The sequence below is a fragment of the Kocuria sp. WN036 genome (genome assembly GCF_002287015.1).
Lineage (GTDB): Bacteria > Actinomycetota > Actinomycetes > Actinomycetales > Micrococcaceae > Kocuria > Kocuria rosea.
Window position 1 is genome coordinate 12,209 of sequence record NZ_NSKF01000008.1, and the last position, 25,602, is coordinate 37,810.

The window sequence follows — 25,602 nt, forward strand, 5'->3', positions numbered from 1 at the left end:
GCTCAGGCACCTGCCTTCGTGGTCGCGGGGGTGTCGGTGAGGTCGTCGACGAGCCGCGCCGCCTCGCTCGCCAGGTGCCGCTCCCTGCGGCGCCGGAAGAACTGCAGCTGGGGCACCACGAGCGCGGCCACCACGAGGACCGCGGAGATCAGCTTCATGTCGGACGGGTTGAGACCCGCCTGCAGGGCCACGGTGATGACCAGACGGTAGACGACCGAGCCGAGGACGACGGCGAGGGTCGCCATCACCACCGTGCGCGAGCCGAAGAGCCCCTGGCCGAGGATCACGGAGGCGAGGCCGACGACGATGAGGCCGATGCCCATGCCGATGTCGGCGAAGCCCTGGTACTGGGCCACGAGGGACCCGGCGAGGCCCACGAGCCCGTTGGACAGGCACAGGCCCAGCATCTTCTGGTGGTCCGTGTTCACGCCGAAGGAGCGGATCATCTCCGGGTTGTCGCCGGTGGCCTGCATGGCGAGGCCGGCGTCCGTGTAGAGGAACCAGTCGAGGAGGACCTTGACCACGGCCACCCCGAGCAGGAACAGGGCGATGCCGATCCACGTCCCCTGCACGCCCATCTCGGCGAGCGGGGTGAAGACCGTGTCCTCGCGCAGCAGCGACAGGTTCGCGCGCCCGTCCATGACGCGCAGGTTGATGGAGTAGAGCGCGGTCATGGTGAGGATGCCCGCGAGCAGCCCGTTGATGTGGGCCTTGGTGTGGAGCAGGCCCGTGATGAGCCCGGCGAGCGCACCGGTCAGGAAACCGGCGGCGGTGGCGAGCCAGGGGCTGCCGCCGCCGAGGATGATCATCGCCGTGGTGGCGGCGCCCGTGGTGAAGGACTGGTCGACCGTCAGGTCGGGGAAGTCGAGCACCCGGAACGTGAGGTAGACGCCCAGCGCCATGACCGCGTAGAGCAGTCCGAGTTCGATACCGGCTATCACTTCTGCTGGATCCGTTCTGGTTGGTGGGAGACGGGGGCCGTCCGCCGATCGGGCGGGCGCGTCCTCCGTCGGAGGGGTGCCGCGGGGGCGGGGGCCGGGCGGGCCGGCGTCCGGGGTCTCCGGACGCCGGCGCCGTCCCGGCCGCCCGGGACTACTCGATGACCTGGTCGGCGGAGTCCTGGAGCTCCTGGGGGACCTCCACGCCCATCCGCTCGGCGGCCTGCAGGTTGATGATCAGCTGCGTGTCCTCCTGGGACTCGACGGGCATGGAGGCGGGGTCCCCGCCCTCCTTGAGGATGCGCACGGCCATCTCGCCGGTCTGGCGGCCGAGCTGCTCGTAGTCCAGGCCCTGGGTGATGAGGGCGCCGCGCTCCACGGAGTCGCCCTCGCCGGCGATGAGGGGGATCTTCTTGGACTCGGCGGCGGAGATCACGGCCTCGAGGCCGGAGACCACCTTGTTGTCGGTGGGCACGTAGATGGCGTCGGTGTCCAGGGACTCGGCGGCCTGGGCCACCTCGGAGGTGTTGGTCACCGACTTCTCGACGACCTCCAGCCCCTCCTCCGCGGCGGCCTCCTTCGCGAGGTCCACCTGGACCTGGGAGTTGGTCTCGCCCGAGCTGTAGATGATGCCCACGGACTCCGCCGCCGGGTCGAGCTGCTTGATCAGCGCGATCTGCTCGGCGACCGGGTTCATGTCGGTGGTCCCGGTGACGTTGCCGCCGGGGCTCTCGAGGGAGTCGACCAGCCCGGCCTCGACCGGGTCGGTGACGGCCGTGAACAGCACCGGGCGGTCGGTGACCGACTGGGCCAGGCCCTGGGCGGACGGCGTCGCGATCGCCAGGACGAGGTCCGCGTCCGAGGACGCCATGTTGGAGGCGATGCTGGTGGAGGTGCCCTGGTCCCCGGAGGCGTTCTGGAGGTCGACGGTGAGGTTCTCCCCCTCCGTGTAGCCGCCCTCCTCGAGCGCGGCGAGGAAGCCCTCCCGGGCGGAGTCGAGCGAGGGGTGCTCCACGAACTGGCTGATCCCGACGGTGGCCTCCTCGGCGGCCTCGCCGCCGCCCCCGCCGCCGGCGGGCTCGGTGTCGGAGCCGCCGCAGGCCGTGAGCAGCAGGGCGGTGGAGGCGAGGGCCGCCGTCATCGGGAACAGTCGCTTCATGGTGGGTCCTTTCTGGAACGAGTGGTGTCAGCGATATTACCTTCCGTTCGGTCACAAAATGAGAGGCAGCTCACAAGTGGTGACATAACGGCTCCGACGGCGTGTCGGCGGTGCCCGATCGTCCACCGGGACCGGGCCCTCCGCGGCCCGCGTCCCCGGTAGGATCGGGAGGTCATGTCAGCATCCCTGAGCAGCCCCCGAACCATCGTCTACCCCGAGAACCTCCCGGTCTCCGCGCGCCGCGAGGACATCATGGGCGCGATCGCCGCGCACCAGGTGGTCGTGATCGCCGGCGAGACCGGGTCCGGCAAGACGACCCAGATCCCCAAGATGTGCCTCGAGCTCGGCCTGGGCGAGCGCGGCCTGATCGGCCACACCCAGCCGCGGCGGATCGCCGCGCGTTCGGTCGCGGAGCGGATCTCCTCGGAGCTCGGCGAGAAGATCGGCGGCACGGTCGGCTACCAGGTGCGCTTCACCTCCGAGGTGGGCGCGGACTCACGGGTCAAGCTGATGACGGACGGCATCCTGCTCGCCGAGATCCAGCACGACCGCCTGCTGCAGAAGTACTCGGCGATCATCATCGACGAGGCCCACGAGCGCTCCCTCAACATCGACTTCCTGCTGGGCTACCTCCGGCGGATCCTGCCCCGGCGCCCCGACCTCAAGGTGATCATCACCTCGGCCACGATCGACCCCGAGCGCTTCGCCCGGCACTTCGCGCCGGAGGAGACCGAGGGCGGCGAGCCGGGACGGGCCCCCGTCATCGAGGTCTCGGGCCGCACGTACCCGGTGGAGATCCGCTGGCGCCCGCTGGCCCAGCCGCGCTCCGGGGACGGCGGCCAGGACGCCGAGGACGCCGGCGACGGGCTGGAGGACGAGGACCGGGACCCGATCGACGCCGTGTGCGACGCCGTCGAGGAGCTCTCCGCGGAGCCGCCCGGGGACATCCTGATCTTCTTCGCCGGCGAGCGGGAGATCCGCGACGCCCAGGAGGCGCTGCAGGGCACCCTGAAACGGGTCCGGGGCCTGGCCGACGCCGAGATCCTGCCCCTGTTCGGCCGGCTGTCCATGGCGGAGCAGCACCGGGTGTTCGCGCCGTCGGGCCGCCGCCGGATCGTGCTGGCCACCAACGTGGCCGAGACGTCGCTGACCGTCCCCGGCATCAAGTACGTGATCGACCCGGGCACGGCCCGCATCTCGCGCTACTCGGCGCGGACCAAGGTGCAGCGCCTCCCGATCGAGCGGATCTCCCAGGCCTCGGCGAACCAGCGGGCGGGACGCTGCGGGCGCGTCTCGGACGGCATCTGCATCCGGCTGTACTCGGAGGAGGACTACCTCTCCCGCCCGGAGTTCACCGATCCCGAGATCCTGCGCACGTCCCTGGCGGCCGTGATCCTGCAGATGACCTCGGTGGGGGTCGTCAAGGAGCCCGGGGACATCGAGCGCTTCCCCTTCGTGGAGCCGCCGGAGTCCCGGGCCGTCAAGGACGGCGTGGCCCTGCTCCGGGAGCTGGGCGCTCTCAAGGAGCCGCGGGGCGCGTCCCCGCGGGGCGGGCGGGACGACGACGCCCGCGGCGGGCCCCTCACCCCGGTGGGCCGCCAGCTGGCGCAGCTGCCGGTGGACCCGCGGCTGGGCCGGATGATCGTGGAGGCGGACCGGCGGGGCTGTGCCCGGGAGGTCATGGTCCTCGCGGCGGCGCTGACCGTCCAGGACCCCCGCGAGCGCCCCCTGGAGAAGCGGCAGCAGGCGGACGAGCTGCACAAGCGGTTCTTCGACGAGAACTCCGACTTCACGAGCTGGCTGCTGCTGTGGCGCTACGTGCAGGAGCAGCAGGAGGAGCTCTCCTCGACGCAGTTCCGGAAGCTGTGCCGGCGGGAGCACCTGAACTTCCTGCGCATCCGGGAGTGGCAGGACCTCTACGCCCAGCTGCGCCAGATGGGCCAGCAGGTCGGCATCCGGGTCGGCAAGGGCCGCGAGGTGGACCCCTCCGGGAAGGAGCGGGAGATCCACGTCTCGCTGCTGGCGGGGCTGCTCAGCCACATCGGGCTCAAGGACGAGCGCAAGCGGGAGTACCAGGGCGCCCGCGGCTCGCGGTTCGCCGTCTTCCCGGGCTCCAACCTGTTCAAGAAGTCCCCCGACTGGGTCATGTCCGCCGAGCTCGTGGAGACCTCCCGGCTGTGGGCCCGCGTCAACGCCGCGATCGACCCGCTGTGGGCCGAGGAGCTGGCCCCGCACCTGGTCAAGCGCAGCGTCTCGGAGCCCCACTGGTCCCGCGCGCAGGGATCCGTGACGGCCTACGAGAAGGTCACCCTCTACGGCGTGCCCGTCGTGGCCCAGCGCCGGATCAACTTCTGGCGGGTGGACCCCGCCCTGGCGCGGGAGCTGTTCCTCCGCCACGCCCTCGTGGAGGGCGACTGGCAGACCCGGCACCGGTTCTGGGCGCGCAACCGCAAGCGCCTGGCCGAGGTCGAGGAGCTCGAGAACCGGCTGCGCCGCAAGGACCTGCGGATCGACGACGAGGCCCTGTTCGCGTTCTACGACGCCCGGATCCCCGAGTCCGTGGTCTCGGCACGGCACTTCGACGCGTGGTGGAAGAAGGCCCGCCAGCAGGACGAGCACCTCCTGGACCTGGACCCCGAGGACCTGATCGCCGAGGAGGCCGGCGGCTACGACGAGTCGCTCTACCCGCGCCAGTGGGTCCGGCGCACCCGGGACGGGGAGCTGGTGCTGGACCTCGCCTACGAGTTCGCCCCGGGCTCCGACCAGGCGGACGGCGTGACCGTGCGCGTGCCCGTGCTGTTCCTCAACCAGCTGGACCCCGAGCAGTTCCGGTGGCAGATCCCCGGGTTCCGCACCGAGCTCGTCACCGCGCTCATCAAGTCCCTGCCGAAGGCCGTGCGCCGCAACTTCGTGCCCGCCCCCGACGTCGCCCGCCAGGCGGTGGCGATGCTCGACGCCGACTTCGACCCCGCCGTCGACGCCCTCGAGCCGTCCCTGGAGCTGGTCCTGCGCCGGCTCAAGGGCCACGTGGTCCCGCCGGGCTCCTGGAACTGGGAGGCCGTCCCGGCCCACCTTCGGATGCGCTTCGAGGTGCGGGACCGCCGCAACCGGGTGCTGGGCGAGGGCGAGGACCTCGAGGCGCTCCGGGCGGAGCTGCACGACGAGATCCGTGCCGCCCTGGCCGAGTCCCTGGGCGCGGTGCCCGGCGCGGCCCCCGGCGCCCCGGCCGGCGGCCCCGCCCGGAACGGCCCGCGCTCCCCCGCGCCCCGGCCCCCGGACGCGGCGCCGGCCCCGCCGGCGCTCGAGCGCTCGGGGCTGACGGCGTGGCCCGAGGAGGACCTGCCGCGCAGCGTGGAGACGACGGTGGCGGGCCAGCGGATCACCGGGTGGCCGGCGCTCGTCCCCGAGCGTCCCCGGGCCGCGGGGAGCCGGCCCGCCGGCCGGGAGGCCACGGTGGCCGTGCGCATCCTGTCCTCCGCCGCCGAGCAGCGGGCCGCCCAGCGCCGCGGGGTGATCACGCTGCTGCAGCTGCGCATCCCCTCCCCCGAGCGGTACGTGCTGGAGCACCTCAACAACCGGGAGAAGCTGGTCTTCACGCAGAACCCGCACGGGTCGGTGACCGAGCTCATCGCGGACTGCACGGTCGCGGCCATCGACAAGCTCACGCCGCCCGAGCCCCCCTTCACCCGGGCGGAGTTCGACGCGCTGCACGAGCACGTGCGGGCCGAGCTCATCGACACCGTCTTCCAGGTCACCGCGCTCGTGGAGCAGGTGCTCTCCGGGGCCGCCCGGATCCGCAAGCAGCTCAAGCGGTCGTCCTCGCTCGCCGCGGTGAACTCGCTCAACGACGTCAAGGCCCAGCTCGAGCACCTCGTGCACCCGGGCTTCGTCGCCGCCACCGGCTACGACCAGCTCCAGCACCTGCCCCGCTACGTGCGGGCGATGGAGGTGCGGCTCGAGAAGCTCTCCGGCCACCTGCAGCGGGACACGGTCGGGATGCTCGCCGTGCAGAAGCTCGAGGACGACTACGACGCCGCGCTGGACGCCCTGCCGACGCACGCCCCGGTCCCGGACGAGCTGCGCCGGGTGGCCTGGATGATCGAGGAGCTGCGGGTTTCGCTGTTCGCCCAGGAGCTGGGCACCGCCCACACCGTCTCGGAGAAGCGGATCCGCAAGGCCCTCAAGGACGCCCTCGGGGCCGCCCGGGCCTGACCCGGCGGCCGGTCAGGCCTGCGGCACGGCGGACCCGTGCCCGGCCTCGACGAGGGCGGCCCGGATCCGCTCCGCGGCCTCGTCCATCCAGGCGGGGTCCGGGTCGCGGAGCACGTTGACGAACTGGAACTGCTCGACCGTCTCCGCCGGCCACACGTGCACGTGGGTGTGCGGGACCTCGAAGCCCTGGATCATCTGGCCTACCCGCGCCGGCCGCCAGACGGCGTCGATGGCCCGCCCGATGCGCTGGGAGACCACCATCAGGTGCGCCGCCAGGTCCTCCGGCAGGTCGACCCAGTGGTCGTGCTCCTCGCGCGGGACCACGAGCGTGTGGCCCTGCGCGAGCGGGTCGATCGACAGGAAGCCGACGCAGCGCTCGTCCTGCCAGACGAAACGGCCGGGGATCTCCCCCTCGATGATCTTCGTGAAGACGGTGCTCACAGGTGCTCCCTTTCGGTGGTGGGTCGGGTGCGGTCGGCGGGCCGGGCGGTCCCGCGGCTACAGGGCGACGCGCTCGCCGACGGCGAGGTGGCGGTACTCGGCCCCGTACTTGGCGGCGAACGAGGTGAGCTGGCCCTCGATCACGCCGAGGCCGTTGTCGGAGAGCAGGCCGTCGTGGATCTGGAAGACCCGCTCGGGGCGCACGGACACCACGAAGTCGACGACCTCCGCCAGCTTGTTCCACGGCGCGTGGATCGGCGCCAGCAGCACGGGGGCGGAGAGCCCGTGCGGGACCACCAGCGAGTCGCCGGGGTGGTAGACCGTGTCCTCGACCAGGTAGCCGATGTTGTCCACGGTGCGGATGAGCGTGTGGATCAGCGCGTGCTGGCCGCCGAACGTCCGCACGGTGAAGCCCTCGAGCTCCAGCACGGTCTCGGGCTCGGCGTCGTGGATCGCGTGGCCCTCCCCCAGGGCCTCCCGGAGCCCCGCGGCCACCGGGGCCGGGGCGTACACCTGCACCTCCGGGTGCGCCCGGAGGTGCGCGTGCACCGGCTCGGGGTCGAGGTGGTCCGGGTGCTCGTGCGTGACGAGCAGGACGTCGGCCCCGTCGAGGGCCTCCGCCAGCTCCTCCCGTCCGGAGAACTTGCCCGGGTCGATCACCAGGACCCTGCCCTCGTTCTCGAGCCGCACGCACGAGTGGGTGTACTTGATGAGCTCCATGGGCCCACCCTAACCCCGGGTCCCACCGGCCGGCGGGGCACGTTCCGCGCGGTCCTTGTTAAGCTGGTGCCCGGCCCGGGCACCAGCGACGAGAGGACGAGGCGTGAGCGTGAGAACCAGCGGGGGGAGCGCCGGGGAGGTCCGCAACACCCGGCAGCGCCGCGCCGTCGCGCGGGCGCTCGCGTCCTTGGAGGACTTCATCTCCACGCAGGACCTGCACGCCCTGCTGCGGGAGCGCGGCGACTCCGTCTCCCTGGCCACGACCTACCGGATCCTGCAGTCGATGTCCGAGCTCGGCGAGCTGGACGTCCTGCGCAGCGACGACGGCGAGGCGATCTACCGCCGCTGCGCCGCCGAGCACCACCACCATCACCTGGTGTGCCGCCGCTGCGGCGCCGCCGTGGAGCTCGAGGCCCCCGCGGTCGAGGAGTGGGCCGGGCGCACCGCCGCCGCCCACGGCTTCACCGAGGTGGACCACACGGTCGAGATCACCGGCCTGTGCGCCGCCTGCGCGGCGCGGCGGGCCGATGGCTGAGCCGGGCCCGTCCCGCGGCGTCTTCGTCCTGGCGGTCAACCCGTGCGCCGGCCGCGGCCGGGCCCTCGAGGACGCCCACCGGGCCGCGGAGCTCCTGCGGACCGGCGGTGACGAGGCCGTGGTGCTCTCCGCCGCGGGCCTCGGCACCCTGGTGGGGCTGGTGCGCGACCGGCTGCGGGCGCACGCCCTCACCACCCGGGCGCTCGTGGTCGTGGGCGGGGACGGGATGGTGCAGGCCGGCCTCGGTGTGCTCGTGGAGCTCGCCGCGCAGGGCGTCGACGTCCCGCTGGGCGTGGTGCCGTGCGGGACCGGCAACGACCTGGCCCGCCACCTGCGCGTGCCGCTCCGGGACCCGGTGGCCGCGGCCGGGCGGATCTTGCGCCGGCTCGACGACCCCCGGGACCGCCGCCTCGACGTGGGCCGGGTGCGCTTCGCGGACGGCCGCACGTCCTGCTTCGCGACCGCCCTGTGCGCGGGCTTCGACGCCGTGGTCAACGAGCGGGCCAACCGGTGGCTGCGCCCGGCCGGCTCCTCCCGCTACCTGCTGGCCGTCCTGGTGGAGATCGCGCGGCTGCGCACCGTCCACTACCGGCTCGAGATCGAGGACGCCGGCGGCCAGCGCCGCACGGAGCGCCGGGACGGGGTCCTGCTGAACGTCGCCAACACGTCGTCGATCGGGGGCGGCCTGCGGATCGTGCCCGACGCCCGGGCGGACGACGGGCTGCTGGAGCTGTTCACCGTGGCGCCCCTGGGCCGGGCCCGGTTCCTGCTCCTGTTCCCCCGGCTGTTCTCGGGCCGCCACGTGGCGCTGGAGAGCGTGCGGATCGAACGGGTCCGCGCCGTGGCCGTGGACGCCCCGGACGTCACCGTCTACGCGGACGGGGAGCGCCTCGGCCCGCTGCCCGTGCGCGTGGACGTGCTCCCCGCGGCGGTCCGCGTCCTGGCCTGAGCCGGGGCCCGGTCGCGGCGCCGGGCGCCCGGCGCCGCCCGCCGCGGGAGTCCCCGCGGCGGGCGCCGGCCGTTCAGCGCGGCGGCTCCGAGGTGTCCACCCGGTCCCCGCGGCGCTGCCGCCGGTCCTGGGTGGTGTCCCGGATCTCGCCCACCAGCTCCTCGATGACGTCCTCGAGGAACAGCACGCCCAGGGTCTGCCCGCCGGCGTCGACCACGCGCGCCAGGTGCGAGCCCGTGCGCTGCATCGCCGCCAGCGCGTCGTCGATCTCGATGCCGGGACGCAGGTTCGCCAGCGAGCGCACCCGGGTCACCGGCACCGGCTCGTTGTAGCGGCTCTCCGGGATCGAGAGCACGTCCTTGATGTGCAGGTAGCCGTTGAGCTCGCCGTCGTCCTCCGTGAGGGCGAAGCGGGAGAAGCCCGTGCGGGCCACCGCCTTCTCGACGTCCGCCGCGGAGGCGTCCTCGGGCAGCGTGACGAGCTGGTGCAGCGGCACCATCACGTCGGCGGTGCGCTTGGACGAGAACTCGAGCGCGCCGGAGAGCAGGCCCGTCTGGTCCGCCACCGTGCCCTCCTTCGTGGACTCCGCCACGATGGACTGGAGCTCGTCCAGGGTGAAGGTCGAGGACACCTCGTCCTTCGGCTCGATGCCCATGAGCTTCAGGACGTGGTTCGCCGTCCAGTTCAGCGTGGCGATCACCGGCTTGACCATGCGGGAGACGAGCACGAGCGGGGGCGCCAGCAGCAGCACGGCGCGGTCCGCGGCGGACACCGACATGTTCTTCGGCACCATCTCGCCGAACACCACGTGCAGGAAGGTGACCACGAGCAGGGCCGTGAGGAACCCGCTGACGTCGGCGACCTCGGCCGGCACGCCCAGGTGGACCAGCGGGCCGGAGACGATGTGGTGCAGCGCCGGCTCGGAGATGTTGAGGATCAGCAGCGAGCACACGGTGATGCCCAGCTGGCAGCAGGCCAGCATGAGGGACACGTGCTCCATCGCGTACAGCGCGGTCCGGGCCCGCTTGTTGCCCTCCTCGGCCAGCGGCTCGATCTGGCTGCGCCGCGCGGACATGACGGCGAACTCGCCGCCCACGAAGAAGGCGTTGCCTGCCAGGAGCACCACGAGCCACGCGAGGCCTGCCCAGTCGCTCATCGTGCGTCCTCCTCTCGGGCGCCGCTCTCGCGGGCCCCTGCGGGGGCGTCCTCGGGCTCGGCCGGTGCGGGGACGAACCGGATGCGGTCCACGCGGCGCCCCTCCATCCGGGCGACCTCGAGCACGCCGCCCTGGACGGGGACCACGTCCCCGGGCTTCGGGACCTGCCCGAGCCGGTCCATCATGAACCCGCCCATGGTCTCGTAGGCGGGACCGTCCTCGATGTCGAGCTCGGTGATCTGCTCGGAGACCTCGTCGGGGCGCATCAGCCCGGGGAAGTACCACTCGCCCGCCGCGGACTGCAGGGCGCCGAGGCTGAGCCGGTCGTGCTCGTCGGAGACCTCCCCGACCACCTCCTCCACGAGGTCCTCGAGGGTCACGACGCCGGCGGTGCCGCCCCACTCGTCGACGACGACGGCCATCTGGAGCCCGCCGGAGCGCAGCTGCACGAGCAGGGAGTCGAGGTGGACGGTCTCGGGCACGCGCAGGACGTCCTCCATGATCGCCCCGCACTCGAGGGCGGCGCGGCGCTCCGACGGCACGGCCACGGCCTTCTTGACGTGGACCACCCCGCGGACGTCGTCCGGGGAGTCGTCCATCACGGGGAACCGGGAGTGCCCGGTGCGGGAGGCGACGGCCACGACGTCCGCGACGGACTCGTGGGAGTCGAGCATCTGCACGCGGATCCGGGGCGTCATGACGTCCGCGGCCGTGCGCTCGGCGAAGGTGAGGGTCTTCGCGACGAACGCGGCGGTGCCGGCGTCCAGGGTGCCCATCTTCGCGGAGCGGCGGACCATCGAGGACAGCTCCTCCGGCGAGCGCGCGCCCGAGAGCTCCTCCTTGGCCTCCATCCCGAACAGGTGCAGGACCCGGTTGGCCACGCCGTTGAGGGTGACGACGAACGGCTTGAACACCGCGGTGAACACGAGCTGGGGACGGGCGACCAGCCGCCCCACCCGGAACGCCTCCGCGATGGCCCAGTTCTTGGGCACGAGCTCGCCCAGCAGCATGGACAGCAGCGTGGAGATGAGCATCGACAGCGCCAGGGTCGCTCCCCCGGCGGCCGCCACGGACAGACCGGTGAGCTCGGCGATCGGTTCCCGCAGGAAGGACTGGAGCGCCAGGTCCAGGGTGTAGCCGGTGAGAAGTGTGGTCAGTGTGATCCCCAGCTGGCAGCTGGAGAGCTGCGTGGACAGGGACTTGAGGCACTTCAGCAGCGGTTCCGCCGCGCGGTCGCCCTCTGCGATCGCCCGGCGCACCGTGGTCTGGTCGAGGGCCACGAGGGAGAACTCCACGGCCACGAAGAAGCCCGTGCCGAGGATGAGGAGCAGACCCGCCGCCAGGAGCAGCCATTCCATCAGGAGCGGCCTCCCGCGGCGGCCCGCCGGGCGGGGACGGGGCGGTCGGCGGCCGGGCGGCCGGGGGCGGAGCGGGGGACGGTGGGCGAGCCGGCTCGGGGGCCGCGGCGGGGGGCGCCGCGGCCGGGCCGGCAACTACTGAACGAGTCCATGAGAGCTCCAGGGTACCGGAGCGGGAGCCCTCCGGCGCCGGTTCAGGACCAGCTGACGGGGCGCGCCCTGCCCTCCTCGTAGCCGGACGCGGACTGGATGCCGACCACGGCCCGGGCCGCGAACTGCTCGAGGGTCGTGGCGCCCGCGTAGGTCATGGAGCTGCGCACGCCCGCGGTGATCTGGTCCACGAGGTCCTCCACGCCGGGGCGCTCGGGGTCGAGGTACATCTTGGAGCTGGAGATGCCCTCCTCGAAGAGCCCCTTGCGGGCGCGGGCGAAGGCGCCCTCGCCGCGGGTGCGCTCGCGCACGGCGCGGGTCGAGGCCATGCCGAAGCTCTCCTTGTACATGCGGCCGTCGGCGTCCACGTTCAGCTCGCCCGGGCCCTCGTGGGTGCCGGCGAACCAGGAGCCCACCATGACCTGGCTGGCCCCCGCCGCCAGGGCGAGGGCGACGTCCCGGGGGTGCTTCACGCCGCCGTCCGCCCAGACGTGCCGGCCCAGCCCGGCGGCGGCCTCGGCGCACTCGAGCACGGCGGAGAACTGGGGCCGGCCCACGGCGGTCATCATCCGGGTGGTGCACATCGCACCGGGGCCCACGCCGACCTTCACGATGTCCGCGCCGGCGTCGACGAGGTCCTGGACGCCGTCGGCGGTGACCACGTTGCCCGCCACGACGGGCACGTCGGGGGCCGCCGCGCGGACCAGCTCGAGGGCCTCCACCATCTTGCGCTGGTGGCCGTGGGCGGTGTCCACCACGAGCACGTCCACGCCGGCGTCGAGCAGCGCCCGGGCCTTGCCCCGGACGTCCCCGTTGATGCCCACGGCGGCGCCCACCCGGAGCCGGCCCGCGCCGTCCAGGGCGGGGGTGTAGATCGTGGAGCGGACCGTGCCCTTGCGGGTCAGCACGCCCACCACCGTGTCGCCGTCGAGCACCGGCGCCACGTGGGCGCGGGTCTGCGCGAGCCGGTCGTAGGCGGCGGCGAGGACGTCGTCGCCGGACCCGGCCCGGACCTCCGCCAGGGTGAACACCGGGGCGTCGGTGCGCATGATCGAGCCGAGCTGGGTGAAGCGGTCCACCTCGGCGCAGTCGGCCGCGAGCACCACCCCTCGGTAGGCCCGCCCCGGACCGCACACCACCACGGCGCCGTGGGGCCGCTTGTGCATGATGCCCAGGGCGTCGTGGACGGTGTCCTCGTCCCCGAGGACCACGGGGGTCTCGAAGCGCGGCGAGCGCTCCTTGACCCAGGACGTGACGTCCGCGATGACGTCCAGCGGGATGTCCTGCGGCAGGATGCCCAGACCGCCGCGGCGGGCCAGCGTCTCGACCATCCGGCGCCCGGTCACGGCGGTCATGTTCGCGGCCACCAGCGGCACGGTGGCGCCCGTGCCGTCGCGCGGGGTGAGGTCGACGTCGAACCGGGAGGTGACCCGGGAGCTCGAGGGGACGAGGAAGACGTCGCTGTAGGTCAGGTCGGACGTGGGGGTGTTGAGAAATCGCACGCGCGCCAGTCTAGCCGGGGCCCGCGACACGCGCCCCGGGGCCGGGGGCGCGGACTAGCCATGCCGCCGCGCGGATCACTAGACTCGCCGGAGGTACGGCCGCGCCCGGTCGACGACCGTCCGGCAGGTTCCGGAGGCGGACGCCGCCGGCTGTCACGGGAGACGGCCGGCGAGGAACACCGGCGGCGGGTCCGGACGCTGCCGGGACCGACACTGTGGAGACCGGGCAGACGGCCTCCACGCGATCAACCATGGAAGAGGCGTATTCCCCGTGCCACATCAGCCACAGCACCCCATCCCTGAAGAATTCGCAGGTAACGAGTGGCTCGTCGACGAACTGTTCGAGAAGTACCGGACGGACAAGAACTCGGTGGACGAGAAGTGGTGGCCGATCTTCGAGTCGATGAGCGCGGACAGCAGCACCGCCCCGGAGCCGTCGGGCGCCGCGAAGGCCCCGGCGCCGAAGGCGGCCCCGGCGGCCGCCCCCGCGCAGCCCAAGGCCGCCGCCCCCCAGCCGCCCGCCGCCCAGCGCACCGCCGCCCGCACCTCCCCCGCCCCGGCCGCGAAGCCCGCCACGGCGCCCGCGCCCACCAGGTCCGGTGCCAAGGCCGAGGGCCGGCCCGAGACCGACCAGGGTGAGACCGAGGCCTCCGACGCCAAGAGGCCCATCCCGGCCCAGCCCGCCCGCGCCCGCGCCACGGCCCCCAACCACGACGCGCCGGCCGAGGACAAGGTCGTCAAGCTGCGCGGGCCGGCGAAGGCCGTGGCCGCCAACATGGACGCGTCCCTCACCGTCCCCACCGCCACCACGGTCCGCGCCGTCCCGGCGAAGCTGCTGATCGACAACCGGATCGTGATCAACAGCCACCTCTCCCGCAACCGCGGCGGCAAGGTGTCCTTCACGCACCTGATCGGCTACGCCGTGATCAAGGCGCTGGCCAACTACCCCTCCCAGAACGTCGTCTACGACGAGCAGGACGGCAAGCCCGTGGCGGTGCACCCCGCCCACGTCAACTTCGGCATCGCCATCGACATCCCGAACAAGGACGGCTCCCGCAACCTCGTGGTGCCGAACATCAAGGGCGCCGAGGCCATGTCCTTCATGCAGTTCTGGAACGCGTACGAGGACGTCGTCCGCCGCGCGCGCGCCAACGAGCTGACCATGGAGGACTACCAGGGCACCACGGTGTCCCTGACCAACCCGGGCGGCATCGGCACCGTGCACTCCGTGCCGCGGCTGTCCAAGGGCCAGGCGTGCATCGTCGGCGTGGGCGCCCTCGACCACCCCGCCGAGTACCGGGGCTCCTCCCCCAAGACCATCGCGCGGCACGCGGTCTCGAAGATCATCACCCTGACCTCGACCTACGACCACCGCGTCATCCAGGGCGCGGGCTCCGGCGAGTTCCTGCGCCTCATCGAGTCCTACCTGCTGGGCGGGGACGACTTCTACGACGAGATCTTCGAGGCCCTGCGGATCCCCTACGAGCCCGTGCGCTGGGCCGTGGACAACCAGGTCAACCCGGAGATCCAGGTCAACAAGGTCGCCCGGATCCAGCAGCTCATCCACGCGTACCGGGTCCGCGGCCACCTCATGGCCGACACCAACCCGCTCGAGTACGTGATGCGCAAGCACCCGGACCTCGACATCCGCACCTACGGGCTGTCCCTGTGGGACCTGGAGCGCGAGTGGCCCACCGGCGGCTTCGGCGGCGCGGACGTGCTCAGCCTGCGCACCATCCTGGGCCGGCTGCGGGACGCCTACTGCCGCACCCTCGGCGTGGAGTACATGCACCTGCAGGAGCCGGAGGAGCGCGAGTGGTTCCAGGACCAGCTCGAGCACGGCTACCAGAAGCCCAGCCGCGAGGAGCAGTTCCGCATCCTGGGCCGGCTCAACGCCGCCGAGGCGTTCGAGACGTTCCTGCAGACCAAGTACGTGGGCCAGAAGCGCTTCTCCCTCGAGGGCGGCGAGTCCCTGATCCCGCTGCTGGACGAGATCATCTCCGACGCCGCCGACGCCGGGCTCGCGGGCGTCGGCATCGCCATGGCCCACCGCGGCCGGCTCAACGTGCTCACCAACATCGCCGGCAAGTCCTACGCCCAGGTGTTCCGCGAGTTCGAGGGCAGCCAGGACCCGCGCACCACCGAGGGCTCCGGCGACGTGAAGTACCACCTCGGCACGGAGGGCTCCTTCACCTCCGACAACGGCAACGAGACCCAGGTCTACCTCGCCGCGAACCCGTCCCACCTCGAGGCCGCCGACCCGGTCATCGAGGGCATCGCCCGGGCCAAGACGGACGTCCTGGGCGCCGGGCCCGAGGGCGACGGGACGTTCCCGGTGCTGCCGATCCAGGTTCACGGCGACGCGGCCTTCGCGGGCCAGGGCGTGGTGGCCGAGGTCCTGCAGATGGCGCTGCTGCCCGGCTACACCGTGGGCGGCACCGTCCACGTGGTCGTGAACAACCAGGTGGGCTTCACCACCGCGCCCGCCGCGGCCCGGTCCACCACCTACGCGACGGACATCGCCAAGGGACTCCAGGCGCCGATCTTCCACGTCAACGCCGACGACCCCGAGGCCGTCACGCACGTGGGCCAGATGGCGTTCGCGTACCGGCAGACGTTCCACAAGGACGTCATCATCGACCTCGTGTGCTACCGGCGCCGCGGCCACAACGAGGGCGACGACCCCTCGATGACCCAGCCGCTGATGTACAACCTCATCGAGGAGAAGCGCTCGACCCGCAAGATCTACACCGAGAACCTCGTGGGCCGCGGCGACATCACCCAGGAGGAGGCCGACCGGGCGCTGAAGGACTACCAGGAGCGCCTGGAGCGGGTCTTCGCCGAGACGCACGAGGCGCAGACGTCCTCCATCCCGCTGGTCACCGGGGACTCCGCCGCGATCTCGAACATCGAGCGGCCCTCCGCCCAGCAGGCGGACTCCGGGGTCTCGATCCCCCGCACCACGGCCATCTCGACCGAGGCCGCCCAGCGGATCGGCGCGGTGCACGTGGAGGTCCCCGAGGACTTCGCCGTGCACAAGAAGCTGCGCAAGCTCCTCGAGCGCCGCGAGGCGATGACCCGCGAGGGCGGCGTGGACTGGGGCATGGGCGAGCTCATGGCCTTCGGCTCCCTCATGATGGAGGGCATCCCGGTCCGGATGAGCGGCCAGGACGTCCGGCGCGGCACGTTCACTCAGCGCCACGCCGTGTTCTACGACTCCGGCACCGGCGCGGAGTGGACCCCGCTCAACCACCTCTCCGGGAACCAGGCTCAGCTGGCGATCTACAACTCGCTGCTGTCCGAGTACGGCGTGCTGGGCTTCGAGTACGGCTACTCCGTGGAGCGCCCGGACGCCCTGACCGTGTGGGAGGCGCAGTTCGGCGACTTCGTCAACGGCGCCCAGATCATCCTGGACGAGTTCGTCTCCTCCGCGGAGCAGAAGTGGGGCCAGCGCTCGTCGCTGGTCATGCTCCTGCCGCACGGCTTCGAGGGGCAGGGCCCGGACCACTCCTCGGCCCGGATCGAGCGCTTCCTGACGCTGTGCGCCGAGAAGAACATGGTCGTGGCCAACCCCTCGACGCCGTCGAACCACTTCCACCTGCTGCGCCGGCAGGCCTACAGCCGCCCGCGCAAGCCGCTGGTGGTGGCCACGCCGAAGCAGCTGCTGCGCCTCAAGGCGGCGGCCTCCCCGATCGAGGAGTTCACCTCCGGCGCGTTCCGCCCGGTGATCGGCGACCAGGCGGGGCTCGAGGCCGCCGAGGTCACCGACGTGGTGCTGGTCTCCGGCCGGCTCTACTACGACCTCGCCGCGGCCCGCGAGGAGCGCAAGGACCGGAGGACGGCGATCGTGCGCGTGGAGCAGCTGTACCCGCTGCCCCTCGCGGAGATCCGGGAGGAGCTCGGCAAGTACCCCGAGGCCCGCCTCACGTGGGCGCAGGACGAGCCCGCCAACCAGGGCGCCTGGCCGTTCATGGCGGTCAACCTCCTGCCGCAGCTCGACCGGCCGGTCCGGCTCGCCTCCCGCCCCGCGTCCGCGTCCCCGGCCAACGGCTCGGCCAAGCGCCACGCGGCCGAGCTCGAGACCCTGGTGCAGACGGCCTTCGAGCGCGACTGAGCCCGTCCCGGGAGGGCGGGGCCCGTGCCCCTGCCCTCCCGCACGTCCCCAGCGAGTCCGGCGCCGGCCCGTGCCCACGGGCCGGCGCCGCTCGTCCCCCCGACATCCCGCACCCCCGACCAGAAAGAACGACGTGGAGCAACGAAGGATCAGAATTGTCGCAGTCGGTGACGAGCTGCTGGCCGGCGAGGGCGACCCCCGGGGCCTCGGCTGGTTCGGGCGGGTCATGGCCCGGACCCCGCACCACGTGGCCCCCGTGTCCGCCTACAACCTGGCGGCGCCCGGCGAGGGCAGCGAGTCGCTCAACGAGCGCTGGTTCGAGGAGGCGGCCCGCCGCTTCTCCCCCGGCCACGACAACCGCCTGGTCATCGCGCCCTCCACCCTGGACATCGACCTGTCCATCACGAGCGCGCGCTCCCGGCTGAACATGGCCAACATCATCGACACCGCCTCCCAGCACAACGTGCGGGTCCTCGTGGTCGGCCCCCCGCCCACGATGGACGCCGAGCGCAACCGCCGGATCGCGGACCTCTCGGCCGCCTACGCGGACGTCACGACCCGGCGCAACCACGTCTACGTGGACACGTTCAACCCGCTGCAGCACCACGAGCAGTGGCGCAAGGACCTCGCGGCCAACCACGGACACCCCGGCCAGGCCGGCTACGGGCTGATGGCGTGGCTCGTGCTGCACCGCGGCTGGTACGACTGGCTGGACCTGCCCGAGCCCCGGTGAGCCCCGCCCGTCCCGCGTGTGAGAGAATGGCGGGCAGTGCCTCGTCCGGCCGCCGCTGACATCACCAGACCACGCGGGAACGGACGCCGACACCCACGATCCGCCGCGGGCGACCGCGGACAGACAGGAGGCTCGCATGAGCAAGCGCGGACGCAAGCGCAAGGACCGCCGCAAGGGCGGCGCCAACCACGGCAAGCGCCCCAACGCCTGAGGTCCTTCCCGGACCCCGGCGACGCCGTGACGGAAGGGCCCCGGACCGCTGACGCGGTCCGGGGCCCTTCCGTGTGCCCGGAGGTCCTGCCGTGCGGGAGCCGGGGCGCCGCGCTCAGGCGGCGGGCGGGTCCTGGCGCGCGCCGTGCAGCCGGGCGAGGATCGAGACCCGCAGGTCGGCGGGCGCGGTCTCCGCGCAGGACCGCCGGACCACGGAGCGGATCACGCACTCCAGGTCGTACTCGCGGGCGCACTCCGGGCACTCGAGGAGGTGGCCGTGGATCTCGTCGAGGTCGTCCGCCGGGAGCACCCCGTCGAGGTACTCGTAGATCAGGCGGATCCTCTCGTCCGTGCAGCATCCGAGGCTCTCGCAGTCGGCCATGTCTACTTGTCCTTTTCCTTCTTCTTGTCGCCGGTCACCCTGGACGTGTCGAAGCCGCGCTCGGCGGCGTAGTCGGCGAGCTTCTCGCGCAGCAGCTTCCGCCCGCGGTGCAGGCGGGACATCACCGTCCCGATCGGCGTGTCCATGATCTCGGAGATCTCCTTGTAGGCGAAGCCCTCCACGTCGGAGAAGTACACCGCCAGCCGGAACTCCTCGGGCAGCTCCTGCAGGGCGCGCTTGACGTCGCTGTCCGGCAGGTGGTCCAGCGCCTCCACCTCCGCGGAGCGCAGCCCCGAGGACGTGTGGGACTCGGCGCGGTGCAGCTGCCAGTCCTCGACGGTGTCGGTGTTCGCCTGCAGCGGCTCGCGCTGCCGCTTGCGGTAGAGGTTGATGTACGTGTTCGTGAGGATGCGGTACAGCCACGCCTTGAGGTTCGTGCCGGGCTTGTACTGGTGGAACGCGGAGAACGCCTTCGTGTAGGCCTCCTGCACGAGGTCCTCGGCGTCGGCCGGGTTGCGAGCCATGCGCAGGGCGGCGGCGTAGAGCTGGTCCACGTACACCATGGCGTCCTGCTCGAAGCGCGCCTTCCGGTCCTCGGGGGACTCGGTCTCGACGTCGACGGGCGGCTCGGTGCGCTGGGGGGCGGCCCCCTGCTGGTTCTGCTCGTTCATCACGGACCAGTCTACGGGGACGCGCGCGCGGGCCGGGGCGGGCTCGAGAACGCTCGTGGGGGCGGTGATGACTGCTCCTCTCCCCCGCCGTGCGGGTCCCTCCGAAAACCTGTGCCGGTGACCTGCCCCGGACGGGGCGGCCGCTGTCCTGCACAACGGGTGTCACCGTCGCACCTATTCCCACCGCGCCCGGCCCGTGCTCGCCCCGGGCGCGGTCCCCGTGGCTAGGATGGGACGAGCGGCGCCGTCCGCCGATCCAGACCCGCCCGACACAGCCCCGCGGTACCGTCTGCCGCCGAGGAGGAACCCATGAGCATCGTCCGTCGCATCGCCCGCCCGCTGCTGGCCACCGGTTACGTCGCCAACGGGGTGGAGAGCTTCCGCAACTCGTCCCAGGCCGCCCAGCACCTCGCCCCGGCGATCTCCGCCGCCACGAAGGCCTTCCCCCAGGCCGGACCCGCGCTGCAGAACCACGCCGTGGTGGCCCAGGGCCTGGCCGCGGCGCAGCTCGGCGCCGCCGTGCTCTTCGGGCTGGGCAAGCTGCCCCGCCTCTCGGCCGGCGTGCTCGTCACCACCACCGCGCTCAACGCCTACGCCGACTACCGCGCCGCGGAGGCGAGCACCCCGGAGCAGAAGGCCGCCCGCCGCTCCACCGCCTTCAAGAACTCCTCCCTGGTGGGCGCCGTCATGCTCGCCGCCGTGGACACCGAGGGCAACCCGTCCCTGCTGTGGCGTGCCGAGCACCTCGCCGGGGACGTCCGCAAGAACGCCTCCAAGCTGGGCAAGGACACCCAGAAGCAGGTGGCCAAGGCCGAGAAGGCCCTCCAGCACGCCGTCAAGCAGGGCTAGGCCCCGGTCCCCCTGTCGTGATGCCGCCGGAGTCCTCCGCCCCCGCAGCCCGTCCCGACGCCGCGGAGCCGGCCCCGCAGCACGAGCTGTGGCCGGCTCCGTTCGTCGGGCCCCGTCCCGTCGTCGCCGAGCTGACGGTGCCGGGCTCGAAGTCCCTCACCAACCGGTACCTGCTGCTCGCCGCCCTGGCCGACGGTCCGTGCCGGCTGCGCTCGCCCCTGCACTCCCGCGACTCCCGGCTGATGGTCGAGGCCCTGCGGGCCCTCGGGGCCCGCGTCGAGGAGGTGCCCGGGGACGGCGGCTTCGGCCCCGACCTGCTCGTCGAGCCCGCCCCCTGGGACGCCGCCGAACCGGTCACGGTCGAGTGCGGGCTGGCCGGGACCGTGATGCGCTTCGTGCCGCCGGTCGCCACCCTCGCACGGCGTCCCGTCACCTTCGACGGCGACCCGGGCGCCCGGGTGCGCCCCATGGGACCGGTGATCGACGCCCTGCGCGCGCTCGGCCTGCGGGTCGAGGACGACGGCCGGGGCCGGCTGCCCTTCACCGTGCACGGCACCGGCGGCGTGCGCGGCGGGGAGCTGGAGATCGACGCCACCGGCTCGAGCCAGTTCGTCTCGGCCCTGCTGCTCGCGGGTGCCCGGTTCGACGACGGGCTCGTGCTGCGCCACCGCAGCGCCGACGGCTCGGGGCGCGGTGTGCCGTCCATGCCGCACGTCGAGATGACCGTCGAGGTGCTGCGCGGCCTCGGCGTCTCCGTGGACGACTCCGTGCCCGACGAGTGGCGGGTCTCCCCCGGGCCGGTGCGGGCCTTCGACGTGACCATCGAGCAGGACCTCTCCAACGCCGGCCCCTTCCTGGCCGCGGCCGTGGTGACCGGCGGACGGGTCTCGGTGCCCCGCTGGCCCGACCGCACCACCCAGGGCGGCGACCACTGGAAGCACATCCTCCCGGCCTTCGGCGCGGCGGTGGAGCTCACGGACGGGACCTTCACCGTCACGGGACCGGACGCGGTGACCGGGGTCGACCTCGATCTCGGCGAGGCCGGGGAGCTCGCGCCCACCGTCGCGGCCGTGTGCGCGGTCGCCGGCACGCCCTCGCGGCTGCGCGGCATCGCCCACCTGCGCGGCCACGAGACCGACCGGCTCGCCGCGCTCGTCACGGAGATCAACCGGCTCGGCGGCGACGCCGAGGAGACCGCGGACGGGCTGCTGATCCGGCCGGCCCCCCTGCACGGCGGGACGTTCCACAGCTACGAGGACCACCGGATGGCCACCGCCGGCGCCGTGATCGGCCTCGTGGTCCCGGACGTCCGGGTCGAGAACATCGCGACCACCGCCAAGACCCTCCCCGAGTTCCCCCGGCTGTGGGCGGAGCTCACGGGCACGAGCCGTGACGCGTAGGGACTCCGTCCGGCGCGACTGGGACGAGTCGGACGTGCGCGTCCGTCCCAGCAAGACCGGCTCCCGCCCGCGCACCAAGGAGCGGCCGGCGCACGAGGACGCCGTCACCGGCCGCATCGTCACCGTGGACCGCGGCCGCTACACCGCGATCCTCGAGGAGGACACCCCCGGGGAGCGGCTGGTCGTGGCCGTGCGCGCCCGGGAGCTGCGCCGCCGGCCCGTGGTCGCGGGCGACCTCGTGGGTCTCGTCGGCGACGTCAGCGGCGCCCCGGACAGCCTGGCCCGCCTCGTGCGGATCGAGGAGCGCTCCACCGTCCTGCGCCGCAGCGCGGACGACACCGACCCGGTCGAGCGGGTCGTGGTGGCCAACGCCGACCAGCTCGTGGTCGTCGTGGCCGCCGCCAACCCCGAGCCCCGCACCGGGTTCATCGACCGCTCCCTCGTGGCCGCCTACGACGCCGGCATCGAACCGCTGCTGTGCATCACCAAGACCGACCTGCGGGACCCCGCCGAGCTGATCTCCCACTACACGGCGCTCGAGCTGCCCGTGCTCGTCTCGGGACCCGCCCGCGACGTCCCGGCCGACGACGACGGGACCACGCTGCCCCTCGACCCGGCGCTCGTCGAGGCCCTGCGCGAGCGTCTCGACGGCCACGTCTCGGTGCTGCTGGGCCACTCCGGCGTGGGCAAGTCCACCCTCGTCAACGCCCTCACGGGCGCCGACCGGGCCACGGGCGGGGTGAACGCGGTGACCGGACGGGGCCGGCACACGTCGTCGTCGGCCCTCGCCCTGAAGATCGAGGACGCCTCCCCCGGGTCCTGGATCATCGACACCCCCGGCATCCGCTCGTTCGGCCTGGCGCACGTGGACCACGACCGGATCGTGGAGTCCTTCGACGAGCTCGCCGAGGCGATCGCCGAGTGCCCCAAGGGCTGCCGGCACACGGGGACGTCCCCCGGCTGCGCCCTGGACGCCTGGGTGGCGCAGGGCCGCGCCGGGGAGGCGGGCGAGTCCCGGCTGGTCTCCCTGCGCCGGCTGCTCGGGGCCGGGGAGCGCCCCGGGGAGTCCCGCGAGGACAAGGAGCTCGGCGTCCAGTGAGCCGCCGGGCGGGGGCTGCCTCGCACCCCCGCCCGACCAGGCCCGGGACCGCGGTTCGGGGTAGGTTGGACCAATGCGCAGCCCCAGCAACTACACCGACGACCTCCGCCTCGCCCACATCCTGGCCGACGCCGTGGACCGCCTGACCATGCGCCGGTTCAAGGCCCAGGACCTCACGGTGGAGACCAAGCCCGACCTCACCCCCGTCACGGACGCCGACCGCGAGGCCGAGCAGCTCATCCGCACCCAGCTGGGGCGCGCGCGCAACCGGGACGCCGTGATCGGCGAGGAGTACGGCGCCACCGGCAGCGGCGCCCGGCAGTGGGTCGTGGACCCCATCGACGGCACCAAGAACTTCGTGCGCGGCGTGCCGGTGTGGGCCACCCTGATCGCCCTCGTCGACGAGGGCCGGCCGGTGGTCGGCGTGGTCTCCGCGCCGGCGCTCGGGCGCCGCTGGTGGGCGGCGGCCGGCACGGGCGCGTTCACCGGCAAGTCCCTGGCCAACGCCCAGCGGATCCACGTCTCCCAGGTGGGGCGGCTGTCCGACGCCTCGCTGTCCTACTCCTCGCTCACGGGGTGGCGGGACCGCGGGGTGCGCGAGCGCTTCCTGGAGCTCACCGACGAGGTCTGGCGGACCCGGGCCTACGGCGACTTCTGGTCCTACTGCCTCCTCGCCGAGGGCGCCGTGGACATCGCCTGCGAGCCCGAGCTCAGCCTGCACGACATGGCCGCGCTGGTGCCCGTGGTCGAGGAGGCCGGCGGCCGGTTCACGTCCCTCGAGGGCGAGCCCGGGCCCTTCGGCGGCAACGCGCTGGCCACCAACGGCCTGCTGCACGACGAGGTGCTGGGGCTGCTCGCGACCGGCTCCTGAGCCGCCCGCGCGACGACGGGGGCCCGCACCGGCCGGTGCGGGCCCCCGTCGTCGTCGGTCTCCGGCCGGGGTCAGAGGTCCTGGCCGGTGAAGCCCATCTCCCGCTCGATGCACTGCTGGAACGCCGCCTGGTCATTGGAGAACTGCGAGCAGGCCTCCATGGCCGGCCCGAACTCCCCGAACAGCGCCCCGAAGAGCACCAGGAAGAGGATGCTCGCCAGGATCGCCAGGACGCTGAGCACGATGCCGATGATCGGCAGGGCCTTGGACGCGCCGGGCGTCCTGCCCAGCTTGCGCAGCGCCACGATGCCCAGTACCAGGCCCACGAGGCCCGGGACGATGCCGAGCACGAACCAGCACGTCAGCAGCGCCACGATGCCCAGCACCAGGGAGGCGATGCCCAGCCCCGTGCCGGCGGGCCGCGGGCTCGCGCCGTACTGGTTCATGTCGTACTGCCCCTGGTAGCCCTGCTGCCCCTGGTAGCCCGGGCCGCCGTACTGGCCCTGGTCGTACTGGCCCTGGCCCTGGTAACCCTGGCCACCGTACTGACCCTGGTCGTACTGGCCCTGGCGGTACTGGTCCTGGTAGCCCTGCTGCCCCTGGCCGTAGGAGTCCTGGCCCTGGTAGCCCTGGCCGCCGTACTGGCCCTGGCCGTACTGGCTCTGGTAGCCCTGCTGCCCCTGGCCGTACTGCGGTGTGGCGTACGGGTCGCCGGCGCCGCCCTGGCCGGAGCGCGGCGGCTCGTAGGAGGGTCCCGAAGGCGCTCCCTCGACGCGCTGACCGTACTCGGGCGGGTCGTGGCGACCGGAGCTCGACGACCCGCCGGCACCGGTGCCGCTCTGGTCTGGCGTGTTGTCGTTGTGGCTCATGGCGTTGCCCTTTCGGTCGTCTGCGGTACGCCACCAGCTTGTCACACGGCCCGCCGGGACGTGCCCCTTCCCGGGCGGCGGCACGGCGCCCACCCTGCCCCCGGAACGATCCGGGCACGAAAAAACCGGGGAGCGCCTCGCGGCGCTCCCCGGTCAGGGATCTCGTGGAGATGGGGGGAATTGAACCCCCGTCCGATGCAGCATTGTCAGGGCTTCTCCGGGTGCAGTCTGCGTGGCGTTTTCTCAGTCCCGGCCCTCGTGCAGACACGTGGCCGACGGACTCAGTCGCGAAAGTGTTCTCCAGACGCCCGCGACGAACGGCTGGAGCAGTGGCCTCCTGATTGATGCCAGACCCCGGGTCGAAGGCGAACCCGGGCTGACAGTCACCTAAGTAGTCTGGTTGCGCTTACGCCGCGAGGGCGAAGGCGTTCTGAGACTTGGCGACGTTGCTCTGAGAATTGGCAACTATTGTTTTACAGAGAGCGTTTACGAGATAACTCTGCGTCCTCGACCCGCTTCCCCTGTCTCAACTCACATCGTCGAAACCGATCATCCCCGTATTTTGTTGTCAAGCACCCCGCCGCAGCGGGACACACCATTCTACCGCGCGGTACCTGCCGACCGCAAGCATTCGCCCCGGACCCTCAGCCCAGGTTCTTGTAGCGCATGGCCCGCTGGGCCTCGCGGTTGTCCTGCTGCTCCCGCAGGGTCTGGCGCTTGTCGTACTCCCGCTTGCCCTTGGCCACGGCGATCTCGACCTTGGCCTTCTTCCCGTCCACGAAGTAGAGGGACAGCGGCACGATCGTGAAGCCGGACTCCCGCGTCTTCTGCTGGATCTTGTCCATCTCGCTGCGGTGCAGGAGCAGCTTGCGGCGGCGGCGGGCGGAGTGGTTGGTCCACGACCCCTGCAGGTACTCGGGGATGTGGACGCCCTCGAGCCACAGCTCGCCGTCGGTGAACTGGCAGAACCCGTCCACGAGCGAGGCGCGCCCCATGCGCAGGGACTTCACCTCGGTGCCCATGAGCGCGAGACCCGCCTCGTAGGTGTCGAGGATGTGGTAGTCGTGCCGGGCCTTTTTGTTGTTGGCGACGACCTGGCGACCGGTGTCCTTCTTGGCCATGGGCCTCCTCCCTGGGGACGGTGCGGACGGGAACGTGCCGCGCACCGGGGCACGCGGCAGATCCTCCATCCTACGCCACGGCCCTCGCGCGGGACCACGGCCGGCACCCGGACCCGGCGGCGCCCCGCCCAGGAGCGTCGCCCCAGGTCACCCCGCCGCACCC

General features: G+C 72.7%; 20 protein-coding genes and 1 other RNA gene. 9 read left to right on the forward strand and 12 right to left on the reverse strand.

What is annotated here, in order from left to right; translation table 11 throughout:
- Positions 1-2: 2 nt before the first annotated feature.
- Both CK505_RS06900 and CK505_RS06905 read right to left on the reverse strand, forming a co-directional pair.
- Entirely contained in the window at positions 3-941 is a 939-nt protein-coding gene (locus CK505_RS06900) for an ABC transporter permease (RefSeq protein WP_031283500.1), read from the reverse strand.
- 151 nt (positions 942-1,092) lie between these two features.
- Entirely contained in the window at positions 1,093-2,097 is a 1,005-nt protein-coding gene (locus tag CK505_RS06905) for an ABC transporter substrate-binding protein (RefSeq protein WP_017834403.1), read from the reverse strand.
- Positions 2,098-2,271: 174 nt separating this feature from the next.
- Here CK505_RS06905 and hrpA point away from each other — a divergent pair, with 174 nt between their 5' ends.
- On the forward strand, positions 2,272-6,309 hold the full coding sequence (hrpA, locus tag CK505_RS06910; protein ID WP_095650606.1) for an ATP-dependent RNA helicase HrpA: 4,038 nt from the start codon (positions 2,272-2,274) through the stop codon (positions 6,307-6,309).
- A 12-nt stretch (positions 6,310-6,321) separates the two neighbouring features.
- Here the strand turns inward: hrpA and CK505_RS06915 are convergent, their stop codons facing one another.
- Positions 6,322-6,750, reverse strand: coding sequence for an HIT family protein (locus tag CK505_RS06915; RefSeq protein WP_017834401.1), 429 nt, complete (start codon positions 6,748-6,750; stop codon positions 6,322-6,324).
- Between the two features lie 57 nt (positions 6,751-6,807).
- The gene (locus tag CK505_RS06920) at positions 6,808-7,470 is read right to left on the reverse strand and encodes an MBL fold metallo-hydrolase (RefSeq protein ID WP_017834400.1); all 663 of its coding nucleotides are present in this window, start codon (positions 7,468-7,470) and stop codon (positions 6,808-6,810) included.
- Positions 7,471-7,573: 103 nt separating this feature from the next.
- Here CK505_RS06920 and CK505_RS06925 point away from each other — a divergent pair, with 103 nt between their 5' ends.
- Positions 7,574-8,005 carry a Fur family transcriptional regulator gene (locus CK505_RS06925; protein WP_017834399.1) on the forward strand — a complete coding sequence of 144 codons (432 nt, stop codon included), beginning with the start codon at positions 7,574-7,576 and terminating at the stop codon, positions 8,003-8,005.
- A complete protein-coding gene (locus CK505_RS06930) occupies positions 7,998-8,954 on the forward strand; it encodes a diacylglycerol kinase family protein (RefSeq protein WP_095650607.1) in 957 nt (318 codons plus the stop codon). Before CK505_RS06925 ends, CK505_RS06930 begins: the two co-directional genes overlap by 8 nt.
- Before the next feature lie 73 nt (positions 8,955-9,027).
- Here CK505_RS06930 and CK505_RS06935 read toward each other — a convergent pair whose 3' ends face one another.
- The 3 genes from CK505_RS06935 to CK505_RS06945 all read right to left on the reverse strand — a co-directional run bounded on the left by CK505_RS06935 (position 9,028) and on the right by CK505_RS06945 (position 13,120).
- Positions 9,028-10,110 (reverse strand): hemolysin family protein, encoded by a 1,083-nt coding sequence (locus CK505_RS06935; RefSeq protein ID WP_035927290.1) that lies wholly within the window; start codon positions 10,108-10,110, stop codon positions 9,028-9,030.
- Complete coding sequence (locus CK505_RS06940; RefSeq protein ID WP_017833671.1) at positions 10,107-11,468, reverse strand: hemolysin family protein; 1,362 nt, start codon at positions 11,466-11,468, stop codon at positions 10,107-10,109. The genes CK505_RS06935 and CK505_RS06940 overlap by 4 nt, the downstream gene beginning before the upstream one ends.
- A 194-nt stretch (positions 11,469-11,662) precedes the next feature.
- Positions 11,663-13,120 (reverse strand): GuaB1 family IMP dehydrogenase-related protein, encoded by a 1,458-nt coding sequence (locus CK505_RS06945; RefSeq protein WP_017833670.1) that lies wholly within the window; start codon positions 13,118-13,120, stop codon positions 11,663-11,665.
- A 271-nt stretch (positions 13,121-13,391) separates the two neighbouring features.
- On the opposite strand from CK505_RS06945, the gene CK505_RS06950 reads away from it, so the two are divergent.
- Together CK505_RS06950 and CK505_RS06955 are read left to right on the forward strand one after the other, a co-directional pair.
- Positions 13,392-17,234, forward strand: coding sequence for a multifunctional oxoglutarate decarboxylase/oxoglutarate dehydrogenase thiamine pyrophosphate-binding subunit/dihydrolipoyllysine-residue succinyltransferase subunit (locus CK505_RS06950; protein WP_095650608.1), 3,843 nt, complete (start codon positions 13,392-13,394; stop codon positions 17,232-17,234).
- Positions 17,235-17,367: 133 nt separating this feature from the next.
- Positions 17,368-17,967: a GDSL-type esterase/lipase family protein gene (locus CK505_RS06955; RefSeq protein ID WP_031283102.1), complete on the forward strand. Its 600-nt coding sequence runs from the start codon at positions 17,368-17,370 to the stop codon at positions 17,965-17,967.
- A gap of 325 nt (positions 17,968-18,292) precedes the next feature.
- Here the strand turns inward: CK505_RS06955 and rsrA are convergent, their stop codons facing one another.
- Entirely contained in the window at positions 18,293-18,559 is a 267-nt protein-coding gene (rsrA, locus tag CK505_RS06965; RefSeq protein ID WP_017833667.1) for a mycothiol system anti-sigma-R factor, read from the reverse strand.
- A gap of 2 nt (positions 18,560-18,561) precedes the next feature.
- Positions 18,562-19,230 carry a sigma-70 family RNA polymerase sigma factor gene (locus tag CK505_RS06970; protein WP_017833666.1) on the reverse strand — a complete coding sequence of 223 codons (669 nt, stop codon included), beginning with the start codon at positions 19,228-19,230 and terminating at the stop codon, positions 18,562-18,564.
- A gap of 309 nt (positions 19,231-19,539) precedes the next feature.
- Here CK505_RS06970 and CK505_RS06975 point away from each other — a divergent pair, with 309 nt between their 5' ends.
- The 4 genes from CK505_RS06975 to hisN all read left to right on the forward strand — a co-directional run bounded on the left by CK505_RS06975 (position 19,540) and on the right by hisN (position 23,449).
- The gene (locus CK505_RS06975) at positions 19,540-20,079 is read left to right on the forward strand and encodes a DoxX family membrane protein (protein ID WP_017833665.1); all 540 of its coding nucleotides are present in this window, start codon (positions 19,540-19,542) and stop codon (positions 20,077-20,079) included.
- A 17-nt stretch (positions 20,080-20,096) separates the two neighbouring features.
- Positions 20,097-21,479 carry a 3-phosphoshikimate 1-carboxyvinyltransferase gene (aroA, locus tag CK505_RS06980; protein ID WP_217987530.1) on the forward strand — a complete coding sequence of 461 codons (1,383 nt, stop codon included), beginning with the start codon at positions 20,097-20,099 and terminating at the stop codon, positions 21,477-21,479.
- On the forward strand, positions 21,469-22,578 hold the full coding sequence (locus CK505_RS06985; RefSeq protein WP_017833663.1) for a ribosome small subunit-dependent GTPase A: 1,110 nt from the start codon (positions 21,469-21,471) through the stop codon (positions 22,576-22,578). Before aroA ends, CK505_RS06985 begins: the two co-directional genes overlap by 11 nt.
- Positions 22,579-22,651: 73 nt before the next feature.
- Complete coding sequence (gene hisN, locus CK505_RS06990; protein WP_017833662.1) at positions 22,652-23,449, forward strand: histidinol-phosphatase; 798 nt, start codon at positions 22,652-22,654, stop codon at positions 23,447-23,449.
- 71 nt (positions 23,450-23,520) lie between these two features.
- On the opposite strand, the gene CK505_RS18160 is transcribed toward hisN, so the two are convergent.
- The 3 genes from CK505_RS18160 to smpB form a co-directional block, all read right to left on the reverse strand.
- The gene (locus CK505_RS18160) at positions 23,521-24,318 is read right to left on the reverse strand and encodes a DUF4190 domain-containing protein (protein ID WP_052132952.1); all 798 of its coding nucleotides are present in this window, start codon (positions 24,316-24,318) and stop codon (positions 23,521-23,523) included.
- 162 nt (positions 24,319-24,480) lie between these two features.
- Positions 24,481-24,875: a transfer-messenger RNA gene (ssrA, locus tag CK505_RS07000) on the reverse strand.
- Between the two features lie 87 nt (positions 24,876-24,962).
- Positions 24,963-25,439: an SsrA-binding protein SmpB gene (gene smpB / locus CK505_RS07005; RefSeq protein WP_017833660.1), complete on the reverse strand. Its 477-nt coding sequence runs from the start codon at positions 25,437-25,439 to the stop codon at positions 24,963-24,965.
- Positions 25,440-25,602 lie beyond the last annotated feature (163 nt).